The organism is Pseudomonas sp. W15Feb9B (genome assembly GCF_000828175.1).
Lineage (GTDB): Bacteria > Pseudomonadota > Gammaproteobacteria > Pseudomonadales > Pseudomonadaceae > Aquipseudomonas > Aquipseudomonas parakoreensis.
Genome location: NZ_JTKF01000007.1, coordinates 1 through 16,052, shown reverse-complemented (window position 1 = coordinate 16,052; position 16,052 = coordinate 1). Strand labels below are relative to the sequence as shown.

At 62.1% G+C, this 16,052-nt stretch carries 12 protein-coding genes; 6 read left to right on the top strand and 6 right to left on the bottom strand.

What is annotated here, in order from left to right:
- Window positions 1–120 precede the first annotated feature (120 nt).
- On the top strand, window positions 121–681 hold the full coding sequence (locus tag OC71_RS04575) for a hypothetical protein (protein WP_041064928.1): 561 nt from the start codon (window positions 121–123) through the stop codon (window positions 679–681).
- Between the two features lie 15 nt (window positions 682–696).
- Window positions 697–1,131, top strand: a complete 435-nt coding sequence (locus OC71_RS04570) for a hypothetical protein (RefSeq protein ID WP_041064925.1) — start codon at window positions 697–699, stop codon at window positions 1,129–1,131.
- Window positions 1,132–1,154: 23 nt separating this feature from the next.
- On the opposite strand, the gene OC71_RS04565 is transcribed toward OC71_RS04570, so the two are convergent.
- From OC71_RS04565 to OC71_RS04540, 6 genes are read right to left on the bottom strand one after another with little or no spacing between them, the layout of a single operon-like run.
- The gene (locus OC71_RS04565; RefSeq protein ID WP_041064922.1) at window positions 1,155–1,967 is read right to left on the bottom strand and encodes a YfaP family protein; all 813 of its coding nucleotides are present in this window, start codon (window positions 1,965–1,967) and stop codon (window positions 1,155–1,157) included.
- A 3-nt stretch (window positions 1,968–1,970) separates the two neighbouring features.
- Window positions 1,971–3,590, bottom strand: a complete 1,620-nt coding sequence (locus OC71_RS04560) for a DUF2300 domain-containing protein (protein WP_041064919.1) — start codon at window positions 3,588–3,590, stop codon at window positions 1,971–1,973.
- Window position 3,591: 1 nt separating this feature from the next.
- The gene (locus tag OC71_RS04555) at window positions 3,592–8,166 is read right to left on the bottom strand and encodes an alpha-2-macroglobulin (protein ID WP_084234141.1); all 4,575 of its coding nucleotides are present in this window, start codon (window positions 8,164–8,166) and stop codon (window positions 3,592–3,594) included.
- A complete protein-coding gene (locus OC71_RS04550; RefSeq protein ID WP_041064916.1) occupies window positions 8,163–8,828 on the bottom strand; it encodes a DUF1175 domain-containing protein in 666 nt (221 codons plus the stop codon). Before OC71_RS04550 ends, OC71_RS04555 begins: the two co-directional genes overlap by 4 nt.
- Window positions 8,798–10,510, bottom strand: coding sequence for a DUF2138 domain-containing protein (locus OC71_RS04545; protein ID WP_041064913.1), 1,713 nt, complete (start codon window positions 10,508–10,510; stop codon window positions 8,798–8,800). The genes OC71_RS04550 and OC71_RS04545 overlap by 31 nt, the downstream gene beginning before the upstream one ends.
- Before the next feature lie 38 nt (window positions 10,511–10,548).
- The gene (locus OC71_RS04540; protein WP_041064910.1) at window positions 10,549–11,340 is read right to left on the bottom strand and encodes a YfaP family protein; all 792 of its coding nucleotides are present in this window, start codon (window positions 11,338–11,340) and stop codon (window positions 10,549–10,551) included.
- Window positions 11,341–11,617: 277 nt separating this feature from the next.
- Here OC71_RS04540 and OC71_RS04535 point away from each other — a divergent pair, with 277 nt between their 5' ends.
- The 4 genes from OC71_RS04535 to dxs all read left to right on the top strand — a co-directional run bounded on the left by OC71_RS04535 (window position 11,618) and on the right by dxs (window position 15,968).
- Window positions 11,618–12,763 carry a Fic family protein gene (locus OC71_RS04535; protein ID WP_041064908.1) on the top strand — a complete coding sequence of 382 codons (1,146 nt, stop codon included), beginning with the start codon at window positions 11,618–11,620 and terminating at the stop codon, window positions 12,761–12,763.
- 88 nt (window positions 12,764–12,851) lie between these two features.
- Complete coding sequence (locus OC71_RS04530; protein WP_003228627.1) at window positions 12,852–13,094, top strand: exodeoxyribonuclease VII small subunit; 243 nt, start codon at window positions 12,852–12,854, stop codon at window positions 13,092–13,094.
- Window positions 13,091–13,978: a (2E,6E)-farnesyl diphosphate synthase gene (gene ispA, locus OC71_RS04525; RefSeq protein WP_041064904.1), complete on the top strand. Its 888-nt coding sequence runs from the start codon at window positions 13,091–13,093 to the stop codon at window positions 13,976–13,978. The genes OC71_RS04530 and ispA overlap by 4 nt, the downstream gene beginning before the upstream one ends.
- Window positions 13,979–14,069: 91 nt before the next feature.
- Window positions 14,070–15,968 carry a 1-deoxy-D-xylulose-5-phosphate synthase gene (gene dxs / locus OC71_RS04520; protein WP_041064901.1) on the top strand — a complete coding sequence of 633 codons (1,899 nt, stop codon included), beginning with the start codon at window positions 14,070–14,072 and terminating at the stop codon, window positions 15,966–15,968.
- Window positions 15,969–16,052 lie beyond the last annotated feature (84 nt).

The window sequence follows — 16,052 nt, the reverse complement described above, 5'->3', positions numbered from 1 at the left end:
AGTCAGGCATCGCAATAAGCCATTAGCACATCCGCCCTAATTGCCCCGCGCCCAACCTCACCACTAAATTTCCATTCTGTTTTTGTGCATTACAAAAGCGCCAAGGAATGGAGCAACACCATGTCGTCGTTTTTCAAACTCAATCAATCCGTTGTTCTGCTGACCGCACTCCTGACCGCTACCACTTCAGCCTTGGCGGACGAGCCGAAGCTTGTTGGTGACTGGTGGATCATTTACGGCAACGGTATTCCCCACAAGAACATCATGTATGTCGCCGACAGCACGTCAGTCGTGCCGTCGAAGCAGACCAAAGGGGCCAAGTTGGTCGCCGTGACGCTGGTGTATGAGGAACCCGGTAAACCGATGATCGATGCCTACAACCTCGAAGTTCAGTGTTCGACGAATAAGGTCCGAATGCTCAATGGCCAGTCGGTTGATCGCATCGCCTACATGATGCGCAACCTGAAAGTTAATGACCAATGGCAGCAGCCGAAGGAGTTCTGGGTGCAGCGCACCAGCGAGTTTGTTTGCTCACCTGCCAAAAAGGACATGATCGCGCTGGGCAAGATGGAGTACCTGCAGATGATTCAGGGTATGCAGCAGATGTTCTTCAAACTGGCGCCGATTCAGGAGAAAGGCCAGATGATGGATAACCTCGACTCGATCCTGGGCAACAAGTAAGCGGCGGGAATCACGATGAACCCATGGACTAAAACGTTATTGGCGCTGCTGATAGCGCCCGCGGTTTTGCTGGTCAATGGCTGCCACCTGATTGCCCAATCGCGCTGGGAAGGACGCGATGTACAGGAAGCGCTCGATCTGTTCGGCAAACCCGACTCGATGAAAAAGCAGACCGGCGCCAATGGCGAGAACCTCGCGGTGCTCACCTGGTATAAATCGTCCAGTTGGACCACCACGGAAGCGGCCGGTACTTCAATGAATCACACCGGCAACGGCATGGTTTACACCGAGTATTACCAGACGGTCGGCCACAGTTCCGATTGCAAACTCGAAGCCACCGTCAACAAGGCGAAAAAGATCGTGCTGTTCAGGATCGAGGACGGAAAGATCATCCACGGCAAGTGCATCAACGTGCCGTTCGTGCCTGGTTATATTCCGCCTGGTTTCTAGTGCAACCCTGAGCAGGCTGCTGCTCAGGGATAGCTGAACGACTTCACCAGCGTCAGTTCACCCACCGCCCGCATCGGCACCACAAACGTCTCCATTTTCTCGCTTGGCGTGCCTTCCTCGGTAATCACCGTCACCTGCGCCGTGGTCAGCGGCTGCACCGCCTCCTCTCCGCCTTCATCATCCCCGCGATAACCACCACCGAAGTAGTTCACATACACCAGATACTGGCCCTTGATCGGCGCCGGCATGGCGAAGATTTCTGGGCCATAGCCGGTGGTGACGTCGACGTCGAGCGCGGCGCCGTTGGGTGCGACGCGGTCGCCGTACCAGATGTGCGCGCCGTCGGGGGTGATCAGGTGCAGATCGAGGTCGGTGCCGTCGCTGTCCCACGACAGCAGCACGCGCAGTTTGGCCGGGGTGGCGCCGCCGCTGGCGTTGAGGAACTGCGTGCGGTGCCGTTGCTGGCCGTCGGGGCTGCGCACTTCGACGCTGTTGCTGCCGTTGGGGAAGGAGAACGGGCGGTCGAAGCGGCCGCTGTCGTCGATTTTCAGCGGCATGCTGACGCCATTGACGATCAGTCGCCCGGGTTCCTTGTTCTTGGGGGTGGCTTTGATTTCGCCGCTGATGCGCGCGGTGTTGGCCTGGCCGACCGGGGTGTTGACCGAAGAGGCCGGGTAGTTGACGGTCTGGCGGAAGTTTTCGCCTTCGCCCTCGGGCGCGCCGGTGCGCCAGCCGCCGACCGGGGTATCGAGTTTGACGCTGTCGGCGGCCATCGCCATCGGCCATGCATTGAACGCGCAGAGCAACAGCAAGACCTGTGGATAACGGAGTGTCATGGTCTATTCCAGCAAGAGGTGACGGGCGAGCCCTTCGATGTAGGTTTCATCCTGGCCATTGGGATGTGCTTCAAAGGCCAGGTGCAGATATTCGTGAGTCAGGTCGAGACGATCTTGTAGCGTGAGCACGCCGCGCACGTAGATGCGCTGGCGCTCGCGGTCGACGAACGGGCGGCCGAACGCCAGTTTGCACACGGCGAAGGTGCTGACTTCGTTGTAGCCGGTTTCGCTTTCCAGCGTGGGACGCCAGCCGCGACGCTGCTTTTGCAGCCAGTCTTGCGCGGCGGGCAGTGCTTCGCAGGAGGCCACCGGGTTGTCCCAACGGCTGAGGCTCGCGCGCGGATAGGCGTGCAGCAGAATCGCGTCATAGCGCTGGCCGGCGCTGGCCTGCTCGACGGCTTGTTGCCAGGCGAGTTTGTCCGGGCCGGGTTGATCGGAGTGATAGGTGACGGTGCTGCCGGCCAACACCAGATCCGCGGTCCACGCCGCAATGTTGCGCGACTCGGCGGAGGCCGGGCGCGGAGCAACGCGCTGGCGGTTGCTGCTGTCATCGATGCTCAGGCAATCGCCGTTGCGCGTGGCGTTTTGCAGCAGATAGGTGCGGATCGCCACGGCCAAGGCTTTGGCGGCTTCGGCCGGTTCAGGTTTGGCTTCGCGCTCAAGCACACGGGCGACGTATTCTTCGCGATCAAGTCTGGCGACCAGTTTGTCGTTGAGCAGAAACAGTTCGCCGCCGCTGTGGATATCCAGCGCATTGCCGTTGGCGAATTCGACGCGGTAATTGCCCTGCAAGGGCCCAGAGCCAACCACGCGCTCACCCGACATGACTCGCGAAAGCGGATAACGCGAAAACAGTCCGACCTCAACACAACGCCCTGCTTCCGCCGGCCAGGAAGCAGGCAGCACCGTCGCCAACGCCTGCCCGTAATGGCGCAAAACCATCTGACTGGTGCCCCGGCCACCGGCCCAGATCGGCGAGCCGTCCGCCGTCCAACCGGCGAAACCGCCCTGCCGCGATTGCGGATCCTGATCGCCCAGCCAGCTCCAGGTTTTCACCCGCAAGCGCCCGCCCAGCTCACCGACGACATTGCCGTCCGCCGCGTTCAGCACGACGTCGAGCAACACGCGGCGCATCTGCTCCTGTGCCGGCAGCAACGACAACACTTTCAGCAAATCAGCCACGGAAACCCGGGTAGCCGGTTGCACGCCTGGCAAATCCAGCAACCACGACGGTGCCTGCCGCGCCTGCCAATACGTGCGCCAATCGGCAGCAGCAATGCCCAATCGCGCCGGCTCAAAGTACAAGCCGCAGGATTTGACCAACGCCTGATCACGCTCAATCCTGCCGCCCGCCGAGCAGCAATAAACCTCTTCCTTCGACTGTCCGCGACATTCATACGCCGGCTCGCGCGCACCGGTATCCACCAGCCACGCATAGACGAACAATTTCCACAGGCTGCCCAGCGGCGTTTCCAGCGTCGACGGCAACGGCTCGCGCGCGATCAGTTGCGTGTGATTCAACGACAGCAACTCACCCTTGTACGCCAGCCGCAGCGGCTCATCCTGCGCCGTCGCCAGCGCAGGCATCACACACATCAGCAGCCACAGCAGCGGCCGGTTCATGTCAGTTGACCGTGACCTGACCGAGGGCGGCTTTCGCTTCCTGGGCCTGATGCTGCGGCGCGTAGACCTGAGTGAAACGCACCGGCGGCAGGTTGAACTGGCCCTTCTGCGAGAAGCGCACCAGATGGCGCAAACGCAATTCGCCGCTCAGCGCATCCACCGGCACCGCGTAGGCCAGTTGCCCCGGTTCGAAGCGTGCTTTCTCCAGCGCGGTCGGTTCGGTGCCGTCCTTGCCCTGCAACTTGATGCCCCAGGTAGTGCGCTCGACATCGGCACCCGGTGGCAACGGCACTTCAAGCATGCCGTAGCGCAGCGGTTTCGGCGCCTTGCTGGTTAGGATCACTTCGTCCAGATACAGGCTGTCGCTGGACAGCGGTTTAGCGCCGACCGGCTCCAGTTTGAAGGTGAACGCTTCGTCGCCCGGCACCAGTCGCGACAGACGCCGGGTGATGGTCACGGCCATTGGATCGACCGCCGGTTGCTGGGTCTGGAAGCTCAGCGCCGCGCGCAGCGGACGCTCCTGAGTGCCGGACACCGACAACACGCTCGGCACCGGCGTCGCCCCCTGCCAGGTCCAGTACATCTCGCCGGTGGTGCCGTAGTTTTTCTTCCAGCCTTCACCCGGCAGCAGCGCGATGGTCGGCGAGGCCTGCGCGATGCTGCGTTGCAACCAGCTCAGCGCCAGGGCGCGTTCGAGGGTCGATTGCTGCGGCAACAGACGTTGCAGCAACGCCGTCGCGCGGGCCTGATCGAACGCTTGCAGCGACAAATTCAGCGCTTCGGCAAACGGCTGCGAACTGACCGCCAGACGCTGTTGCGCGGCGCCAACCTGACGATTGAATGCGTCCGGCAACGCGACTTTCGACTGGGTCGCCAGCGCCGCAGTCAATACCCGCGCCGCCGCCAGCCCTAGCGCCGAATCCGGATCGCTCATCACCAGGCTGTCTTCACCGTCGTCCATCAGGGTTTCGGCGTTGCCCTCACCGGCCTTGGCCAGATCGTCCATCAAACCGCTGAGCAAGGTGTTCACTGGCAGGTGCATCTGCTTGGCGAACGACAGAATCAGCGCCCGCTGCAGCAATGGCGTGTTCGGCGCTTGCTTGGCGTAGACCTCCAGCACCCGCTGCCAATGCTCCGGCGGCAGAGTCAGTTCCAGCACCTGACTGGCGTTCCAGTCGGCGTAGTAGGCGTAAGCAGTGAGGAACGCGTCCGGCTCGCCGTCGAAGCCCCACCAGGTGAAGCTCGCCGACGGCCCGGCCATTTGCACCAGACGCAGGCGGCTGTTCTGCATGATCAGGCGCAGTCGATCGCGGATCTGCGGGCTCGATGCCAGCGACGGATAAGCAATGCTCAGCGGCAGCAAGCGGCTGGCGGTCTGCTCGACGCCACCGTACGGGTAGCTCAGCAGATCGTCGAGCGCGGAACGGAACAGCGCTTGCGGACTGTCATCCAGACGCAGACGAATGTCGGTGGCATCTGCTGGCAAACTCAACGGGGTGTCGCCGCCGGCCACGTCGAGGCTCTGGGTTTGCGTGAGTTGCCAGCCGTCACCGGTCGCACTCAGGCGCACGGCGAGGGCGTCAGCGATTTTGCCGTCCTGCACCAGCTCGGCAGTCCACTCACCCGAGGCCAGGGCGAACGCTGGCAGCGGCACGTAGTTGATGCCGTTGTTCAGGGTTACCGGCAGGCGTTGTTCGGCGCCAGCGTAATGGGTGACCAGCTCAGCCTTGACCGGTTTTTCGGCCTGGCTGAAGGCAAACACACCGAGTTGCGGCTGATCGCCCTTGCGGAATTTGCTCGGCCCGCTCCACTTCAGGTACAGCGGTTTTTCCGAACGGACGAACTGCTTCTTCTGCCCGACCTGGCCGTCATCGGCGATGGCCCGCGCGGTGATGCGCCAGCGGGTCAGCGAGTCCGGCATCTTGAAGGTGAAACGGGCTTTACCGTCAGCTCCGGTCAACAACTCTGGCTGCCATGCGGCGGTGTCGACGTCTTCACGACGCGGACGCTCCAGCACTTTCACCCCGCGCTCACTGCGGTTGGCCTTGCCCGGTGCGCCGGGGCTGCCCGGCAGCGCGACGTCGTAACTGATGAACGACAGGCTGGCGCTGGTGCGCACGTTGTTGCGCCGTGGGTGGTAGAAGAACTGGTCGATGGTCGGCGCGACTTCCGGTTGCAGCGCGTAGACCATTTCATCGACCACGCTGACGGTCAGGTGCGCCGGTACCGCTTTGCCGGCGAACTGCGTGGTCAGATCGACGGTGACGGTGTCGCCCGGCTGATACAGCGCTTTGTCGGTGCTGATCGCCACGTCGATTTGCGGTGCGACCACCTTGATCCCGGCGTTCTGGAAGCTGTACTGCCCGCCCTTGGTGTACAGCACCGAGAAGGTCAGGTTCGGCGCGAAATTGTCCTTCACCGGAATCCGCGCGCGGTATTGGGTGTCGCTGAGTTTTTCCAGCTTCAGCCAGTCGCCGCCCTTGGCCAGCAGCGCGGTGGCTTCGACTTTGTCGCGTTCCAGCGACAGCAGGGCATCGCTGACCGGCTCAGGAAAGGTGATCAGTGCCAGCGCTTCATCGCCGGCCTTGTACTCGGGCTTGTCGAGGACGATTTCCACAGTGCCCGGCACCGCTTTGACGCCCTCCCCCGTAACCGAATGGCCGGTGGCGCCGAGGACCCGACCGTGCTGATCTTTCAGCGTCAGGTTGTAAGTGCCCGGACGTTCGAAGGCAATGCTGAAGCCCTTGTCGGTGGCCGCCAGTTTGCCTTCACCGGTGCTCTGGTCTTCCAGGCGCACCCAGTTGTAGCTGCTCGGGGTGACCGCTTTGCTCTGCTCGCTGCCGCCATCGTTGACGTAGCGGAACGCAACTTTGTCGTTGACCGCGCTGAAGCGTTGCGGCGCGCTCAGGCGGAGGCTCGCGGCGCCACGGTCGATGAGGATTTCCTTGGTAGTCTTGACCCGATACGCCGCGCCATCACTGGCAAACACGGTGAGCATGTAACGGCTCGGTTTGTCGGCGGCCGGCAGGTCGAGGGTCGCGTTACCCTTGCTGTCGGTGGTCAGTTCGGTGCTGGTCAGTTCCACCGGGAATTGCCCGAGGTATTGCAGCTCGTTGTCGACCATCGACAGTTGTTGGGCGCGCAGGCTCAGGCTCAATTTGGCGTTGGCCACCGGTTTGCCGTCCGGGTAGAGCAACACCAGACTGCCCTTCACTGGCTCACCAGTGCGGTAATCCTGCTTGGCCAGGTTCAGCGAGATTTCGAAGTGCGGCTTGATGTATTCGGCCACTCGGAAAGCGCTGCTGTAGGCCTGATCCTTGTAATTGAAGCGGATCTCGTAACCACCGGCCACGGCGTTGTCCGGCAACTGGAACCGGCCCTGTGTACCGGCCTTGGAATCGAGTTTCAGGTCGAGGTGCTGCAGCTCGGTGCCGGTGGCATCAAGCACACTGACCGTGACGTCAGCCGCACCCGGCAATACCGAATCCCGCGCATTCTTGAACTCGCGACCGACGATTTTCAGCGACACCCAATCACCCGGGCGATACAGCGGCCGGTCGGTGAACGCGTAGAGTTTGGTGTCGTAGATTTCGCTGTCGTAGTAGAAGTTTTCCGAGACGAACACCCCGCCCTCTTCATCCTCGCCAATGACGAACGAGCGCTCGGGGCTGACGTGTTTCAGGCGCAGCAAACCATCGGCATCGGTGGCACCGCTGCTCATCACGCCGAGGCCGTCAGTCCACAGCACATTGACCTTCGGCACCGAACTGCCTTCGTGTTTGCGCGCGGCCCAGACCAGCAATTCATCGCCGGCAATCTTGCTCACCGCCACGGTGTTGGAAACGAAGACCATGGTGGTCGCGCGGTACTTGCCGATCAGCGCTTCGACCAGGTACAGGCCCGGTTTCAGGTTGCCTAGCGGGATGTACACGTTACCCGGCGCAACGCTGACGAACTCGCTGGAAGACCCGGCCAGATTGACACCGGCCGGCGGCTGGATCGGTTTGGCCTGCCACAGCGGATAACGGAACTGGCTGACCACCGGCAGACCCGGAATCAGCGCGAATTGCGGCTGCGCGTCGTACGGGGTCGGCGCGGCGATGGCGTTGCCCATCTTCAATTCCGGCACTTCTTCGGTGACCTGCTTGCGCGACTCATAGGAGAACGCACGCTGCATCACCCGCCGCGACTTGCGGTACCAGTTGTCCCACAGGTACGCGAGGGTGTTGGACAGGCCTTCGCCCTTGAACTGACCGTCGCTGACCACGCGGTGCAGGTTCTTCTGGCGCTTGAGGAAATCCAGCGGCTTGTCGATGCGGTACACGCGAATGTCGGCGCCGCCATACGGCTCCATGCGGAAACGCCGGTAGTCGCGGCCCGGTGCTTCGAGACGCACCATCGCCTGCTCGTCGGCGGCGAAACTGCTGTCGGCCAGCAGGAAGAAGCTTTCACCGGCGACCGGCGTGTAGCCGCTCGGCTCCACCGAATCTTCAGCGTTGACGGTCGCCAATGGCAGCAACAGCGCCAGCAGCAGAGGAATTCGAGCGCAGAGTCGCAGCATGCGGGCACCGGTCATTGGGAGAGAAAGTTCAGTCGATAGACGCCGATGAAGTTGGGGTTGGCTGCGTCGGGTATCCATCGGGTGTCCTTCCATGTCATGAGTTGCTGCAGGCTTGCCGAACGCATGCCGTTGTCAGTGGGGGTGGTCGTGCCGGTGTGATAGGCGATGTAGCGACCCATCCAGATCATCAGGTGCTGATCGTCGCCCTGATCGAAAAACATCAGGTCGCCGGGGCGTGCCTGGGACACGTCGCGGCTGACCAGATGGCTGTTGAACTGAATCAGTTTGATCGCGTTGACGTACGGTCCGACCTTGCCGCCGCCCTGCTGCCATTGACGGGCGAGCTTGCGCTGCTCATCGCTGAGCGACAGTTCCGGCGGCAGGTAGCGATTGGACAGGCCGTTGCTGCGCAGCCATTTGTCGTCGTGGACTTTCAGCGCTTCGTTGGCGGCGAAACGCACAAGGCCTGCGCAGTCCTGCTGATACCAGCGCGGGCTCGGGCCCTGGCTCAGTTGCTCCTGAGCGATGCGCACGAACCAGGCGCGGAATACCTGGGACTGCGCCGGATCCAGCGCAGGCGTTTCGATGGCTCGAGCACTCGCGCTGAGCAATAGCGCGAGCAGGCCGAGGCTGCGGATCAATGCCGTCACAGCGCTTTCCACTCCAGCGGCAGCCATTGCCAGTGGCCGTCAGGCTCGCTGCCTTCCGGCAGGGTCAGGGCGTATTTGCCGTAGCCGCCGAGGGTGCGCAGTTTCGGAATCAGGTAGGTTTGCGCGGCGTTGTAGAACACCGGCTCCATGTCCTGCGGCAGGCTGTCGAGGGTTTCCTGCTGCATCAGTTGCGCCATCGAATCCGGGCCGAAGTAGATCGGCATCAGCACGTCTTTCGGCAGCACGTCAGCCATCGGCGGGAAGCGCTTGTCGAGGGTGCCGAGGGCCTTGTCGACCAGTTTGTCGTCGAGGGAAAACAGCAGCGTCGAACCGTGACGCGCGAGGCTGACTTTCATGAAAGCGCGGCCGCTGATCGCGTCCGGGTTCTCGGCAGTCTTGGCGGCGTACGGACCGAAGTTCGAGCTGACCTGACGCTGCCAGACATGACTCTGACCTTCCTGCTTTTCGACCACCGGGAACGCGTGTTCATCGACATTCGCCTCGTAGGCACCGACCATCGAACCGAACAACGTGCCCAGGTCGCCATCGAGCTTGCTGCTGTCCTCGTCCTTCAGGCTGGCGACCAGCAACGGCGTGTACAACCGCGAATCGGCGTACCAGCACAGGCCTGCCGCGCCGGCCACGTGCTCGGTGAGTTTCTGCGCCACCGCTTCGTCGGCGCCGAGTTTCATCAGCAGCGGTTTCTGCGGTTCGGCCGCCACCGGCAAGGTCACGCAGGCACTGGCGCCCAGCGGCATGGCTTGCCACACCGGTTTGAAATCGAAGTCCGGCTGGTTATCCAGCTCATCCATGGCGAGATAGCTGTGCCAACCTTTGTCGTCCATGTCGAAACGCAGCCCGGCAAAGTTCGGGATGAAGCGCTGATAGCCCATCGCAAGGACGCTGGAATTGACCGACAGACGCTGTTTGATCTCCGGTGCCTTGCCTGGCAGACCGAAGGCTTCGGGGAACAGTTTGTCGCCATTGAGCAAGGCCGCCAGCGCTTGTGGCGAGACGTGCCCGGACTCTTCCGATTCACCGTTGGCCGGGTCGTAATATTTGTTCGGGTTGGACAGCACCACCAGTTTGTCACCGCGCGACGCGAACAGCAGCGATTTGCTGGCGTTGTAGCTGAGCTGGTACAGCGGCACTTCGTCACCGCCGACCTTGAGGCTGCCGAAGACGCTGAGCTGCGAATCGTCCAGCGCGACTTTCGCCAACGGTTCAAGCAGCTTCGCCAACCCGCCGCGATCCATCACCAGCAGAAAATCCTTGAGCCGGCCATCCGCACCACGCCACAACGCGACGTCGGCCGGTTGATCGAAAAGCTGCTCGATCAGGCTGTCCTGCAGCTTCAGGTCGTGTTCGTAGATGATCCGCCGCAGGCTGCCGATCAGGCCGAGCCGGTCGGCGTGGGTTTCGTAATAGAAGACGAAATCCTCGGTGAGCGTGGCCTTGAGGAACGGCACCGTCAGCAGGTCCTTGGGCAACTGGCTCAGGGAGCGGGTTTCCAGCAGCGCATCCGGACGGCTCAGACCGAGCTTGTCGCTGGCCAATGCCGCCGCCGGCACCTTGGGCTTGTGCAGCAGCCAGCCGAGACCACCGGCCACCCCGGCCACCAGGACGAGGCCGATCAGCAGCGCCGGCCAGCGCCGGGAAGGTTGGCCGGCAGGAGTCGGGACGGCCGGAGAAGCAGCGTTATCACTCATGTTCACAAAACCCGAAGTTCATCCGTGGAGCGGGATGCTTAATAGTTGAAAGTCTTGACCAGCAGCAGATCACCGATCGCCCGCAGGGGCACGATGAATGTTTCGCGTTTTTCGTCGACCGTGTTTTCGTTGAGCACCAGCGTGATTTGCGAGGTGATCACCTCGTTCTGATTGCTGGCCTCCTCGAAGTTATAGCCGCCGTCGCCGAAGTTGCCCCAATAGTTGACGTAAACCAGATAGGTGCCATGCAGCGGCGCGGTCATGGTGAACATTTCCGGGCCGGGGCCATCGACGCCATCCGGATCCAGACCGCCGCCGTTGGTCAACGCCGTGTGGGCGAAAAACGCATGCTGGCCGTCCGGGGTAATGATGTGCAGATCGAGCTCGGCCTTGGGATCATCCCAGCCGAGCACCACACGAATCTTCGCCGGGGTGCGCAGGTTGTTCGCTTCATAGAACTGCACACGCTTGAGCGACTGACCCTCGGCACTGCGCACTTCGACACTGTTGGAGCCGGCGCCAAACGCATAAGGCCGGGCGAAACGCCCGTCATCGTCGGTGTACAGATTCAATGGATTGCCGTTGACCGCCAGCGTATGCGGCCCGCGCTGATTGCCGATGGCCTTGAGCTGGCCCTGAATCATCGTGCGATTGCGCTGAATGCCGCGATCGATCGGCGGCGTGGGGTAGGCGACTTGCGGGTTTTCACTGCGATCAAGCAAGCCGTTATAACGCCAGCCACCGGATGGCTCAGACAGCTCGGCACTCGGCGCTGCCAGCAGCGCAGGCGCGCAAGCCAGACCGATCAGCAGCCAAAGAAATGAACGCATGTAATGCCTCCTGCCATGCCTGAACGAAACCTTGCACCCGATCCTCGGTACTTCACAGCGGTGGAAACTGCGTTTCGTCTGAAAGACCCATGACTAGCGGGTCGTAGAAGGCGCGAAGATTAGCGATTCGGCAGTTTTTTAACAATCGGATACATCTTGAAATGCGGTAGGAATCACGCCCTCGGGTGGACGATGAGCCGAATAGGCGTCATATTCGGCTCACGAAATGAGCCGAATAGCGTTTCTATTCGGCTCACGCACTCAGGAATGGCATTTCATGGCAACTCACTGGATCTGGCAGCAGCCCGACTGGCCCGACTTCAACTGGCAGGCAGAGCGTCTCACTGCGCTGTTGCGCGAATGCGTTCAGGCGCAGGGACAATTGATGGGCATGGCGGGATCAGTGGGCAATTCACTGAGCGCTCAGACTGAACTGGACGCGTTGCTGCAAAACATCGTGACCTCCTCGGCCATCGAGGGGGAACCATTGAATGTTGAATCCGTGCGTTCTTCACTGGCACGACGCCTGGGGCTGGAATCGCCTGATGGCGACAACGTCAGCAAGCGCAGCGAAGGGCTCGCGCAACTGATGCTCGATGCCACTCAACGCTTTGCCGAACCGCTGACACTGCAACGATTGCTGGAATGGCATTCATGGCTGTTTCCAGAACAGGAGAGTGGTTTCCTTTCGCGTGCAATCAATGTCGGCGCATTACGCGGCGATGAGCCGATGCAGGTGGTTTCAGGGCGAATCGACCGTCCGACCGTGCACTTCGAGGCGCCACCGCGACAAGGCCTTGAGCGGCAACTCGACAGTTTTCTCAAGTGGTTCGACGCCAGTCGGCAACAGGCAGGCCTCGATCCATTCTTGCGAGCTGGCATCGCACATTTCTGGTTCGTCACCTTGCATCCGTTCGACGACGGCAATGGACGCCTGACTCGCACCCTTACCGATCTGGCACTGGCTCAGAGCGAAGCGCAGGCGATTCGTTTTTATGCGATGTCTGCCAGCATCCTTGATGATCGTGCGGGCTATTACCGGATTCTCGAATCCAGTCAGAAAGCCACGCTGGACATTACCGACTGGCTCACATGGTTCCTGCAAACCTTACTGCGCAGTCTGCAACAGGCCATCGCGCGGATTGAAAGCGTGTTGGGAAAATCACGCTTCTGGCAGGCGCACCGCGAATCCGGGCTGTCGGCGGAGCAGATCAAAGTGCTCAATCGTTTGCTCGACGGTGGTGAGCGCGGTTTCGAGCACGGTATCAGTGCAGCGCAATACCAGAGTGTGGCCAAGGTCTCCAAAGCCACGGCCACCCGACATCTGGCGGAACTGCTGGAAAAAGGCTGCCTGCAACGTCTTCCGGGCGGGGGGCGGAGCACTCGGTATCAGATTCAATATCCGGGTGACTCGACCGATTGACACCCTTGTCCGTCGGCCCACTCATTTGCCCATAAACCCCCTATCTGCTAGTGTCGCGCCGGTTTAACGTCAACCGGAAATCGCCGCCATGGCCCGCAAAAAAGCTGCACTGGATTTCGAACAGTCCCTCGCCGACTTGCAAACACTGGTCGAGCGTCTGGAGAACGGTGAATTGTCGCTGGAAGACTCGCTGACCGCTTTCGAGCAGGGCATCGGTCTGACCCGTGACTGCCAGGCAGCGCTGGCCCAGGCCGAGCAGAAGGTGCAAGTGCTGCTGGAGCGCGATGGTGAACTCGCCGAGGAACCCTTCGACGCGGAACAGCCAGAATGATTGCAGCGTATTCGGCGACCAGCCAGGCGCGGGTCAATGCGGCACTGGAAATGCTCTTCAAGGCTCCGCTGCCGGAGCTGTCGCGCCTGTATGAGGCGATGCACTACAGCGTGATGATCGGCGGCAAACGCGTGCGTCCGCTGCTGGCTTACGCCGCGTGCGAAGCGCTCGGCGGCAAGGCTGAACAAGCCAATGGAGCGGCCTGCGCGGTGGAGCTGATCCACGCTTACTCGCTGGTGCACGACGATTTGCCGGCGATGGACGACGACGATCTGCGTCGCGGCCAGCCCACCACCCACAAGAAATTCGACGAAGCCTGCGCGATCCTCGCCGGTGACGGCTTGCAGAGCCTGGCCTTCAGCGCCCTGCTCGACCCGCGTTTGAGCAACCTCGACGCTGACATCCGTCTGCAACAGGTCACGGCGCTGGCGCACGCGGCCGGCCCGGCAGGTATGGTCGGCGGTCAGGCCATCGACCTCGGTTCGGTCGGCCTGAAGCTGGATCAGCAAGCGCTGGAGCAGATGCACCGGCACAAGACCGGCGCGCTGATCGAAGTCAGCGTCAAGCTCGGCGCCCTGGCCAGCGGCCGTGCCGAGCAGGATGAACTCAAGGCCCTGCAGACTTATGCACAGGCCATCGGTCTGGCCTTCCAGGTGCAGGACGACATTCTCGACGTCGAAAGCGATACCGAAACCCTCGGTAAACGCCAGGGCGCCGACATCGCTCGCGACAAGCCGACCTACCCGGCCCTGCTGGGGCTGGACGCGGCCAAGGTCTACGCTCTGGAACTGCGCGATCAAGCCCTGCACGCGCTGCGACCGTTTGACGCGGCCGCCGAGCCTTTGCGCGACCTGGCCCGGTATATCGTCGAGCGGCGCAACTGAACGCCAACCTGCCAAAAAAGACCAACGCGTGGGCAGGGGGCGATGCATCAGGTAAACTGCCGCATCTTTTATACCTATAACGATTCGCCTGATGCCCACGACGTTTCATGAGATTCCCCGCAAGCGCCCGACCACGCCCCTGCTCGACCGCGCGAACACGCCGGACGGCCTGCGCCGGTTAGGCGAAGCCGAGCTGGAAACCCTGGCCGATGAGTTGCGCCTGGAATTGCTCTACACGGTCGGCCAGACCGGTGGGCATTTCGGTGCCGGCCTGGGCGTCATCGAGCTGACCATCGCGTTGCATTACGTCTTCGACACCCCGGATGACCGGCTGGTATGGGACGTCGGTCATCAGGCGTATCCGCACAAGATCCTCACCGGTCGTCGCCAGCGCATGGAAACCTTGCGCCAGAAGGACGGCATCGCCGCCTTCCCGCGTCGCGCCGAGAGCGAGTACGACACCTTTGGCGTCGGCCACTCCAGCACCTCGATCAGCGCAGCGCTGGGCATGGCGATTGCCGCCCGCCTGCAAAACAGCGATCGCAAGGCGATTGCGGTGATTGGAGACGGCGCGCTGACCGCCGGCATGGCGTTCGAGGCGCTGAACCACGCGCCGGAAGTCAACGCCAACATGCTGGTGATCCTCAACGACAACGACATGTCGATCTCGCGCAACGTCGGTGGCCTGTCCAATTATCTGGCGAAGATTCTTTCCAGCCGCACCTACGCGAGCATGCGTGAGGGCAGCAAGAAAGTCCTGTCGCGCCTGCCCGGCGCCTGGGAAATTGCCCGCCGCACCGAAGAATACGCCAAGGGCATGCTGGTTCCCGGTACCCTGTTCGAAGAGCTGGGCTGGAACTACATCGGCCCGATCGACGGCCACGACCTGCCGACCCTGATCGCCACCCTGCGCAACATGCGCGATCTGAAAGGCCCGCAGTTCCTGCACATCGTCACCAAGAAAGGCAAAGGCTTCGCTCCGGCGGAAGTCGACCCGATCGGTTACCACGCGATCACCAAGCTCGAACCGCTCGACGCTCCGGCCGCCGCGCCGAAAAAGGCCGGTGGGCCGAAGTATTCGGCGGTGTTCGGCGAGTGGCTGTGCGACATGGCGGCGGCTGACCCGCGTCTGGTCGGGATCACCCCGGCGATGAAGGAAGGCTCGGACCTCGTGGCGTTCAGCGAACGTTTCCCGCTGCGCTACTTCGACGTGGCAATTGCCGAACAGCACGCGGTGACGTTCGCCGCCGGCATGGCCTGCGAAGGTGCCAAACCGGTGGTGGCGATCTACTCGACGTTCCTGCAACGCGGCTACGACCAGTTGGTGCACGACGTCGCGGTGCAGAACCTCGACGTGCTGTTCGCCATCGACCGCGCCGGTCTGGTGGGCGAAGACGGCCCGACCCACGCCGGCAGCTTCGACCTGTCGTACCTGCGCTGCATTCCGGGCATGGTCATCATGACCCCGAGCGATGAAAACGAACTGCGCAAGATGCTCACCACCGGCCACCTGTACAACGGCCCGGCGGCGGTGCGTTACCCGCGCGGCACCGGCCCGAACGCGAGCATCGACAAGGATCTCGAACCGATCGAGATCGGCAAGGGCATTGTTCGTCGTCAGGGCAGCAAAGTCGCTCTGCTGGTGTTCGGCGTGCAACTGAGCGAAGCGCTGAAAGTCGCCGAGAAGCTGGATGCGACCGTGGTCGACATGCGCTTCGTCAAGCCGCTGGATGAAGCGCTGGTACGCGAGATCGCCGGTAGCCACGAGTTGCTGGTGACCATTGAAGAGAACGCGATCATGGGCGGCGCCGGTGGTGCGGTCAGCGAATTCCTGGCGCGCGAGAACATCCTCAGGTCGATGCTGCACCTGGGCTTGCCGGACATCTACGTCGAACACGCCAAACCGGCGCAAATGCTGGCCGAGTGCGGGCTGGATGAAGCGGGCATCGAAGCCTCGATTCGTGAGCGCCTGACTCTGCTCAACAAGTAATCACCATCCCTGTGGGAGCGGGCTTGCCCGCGATGAGGTCGACACAGTCAACATTGATGTTGGATGTACCGACGCCATCGCGGG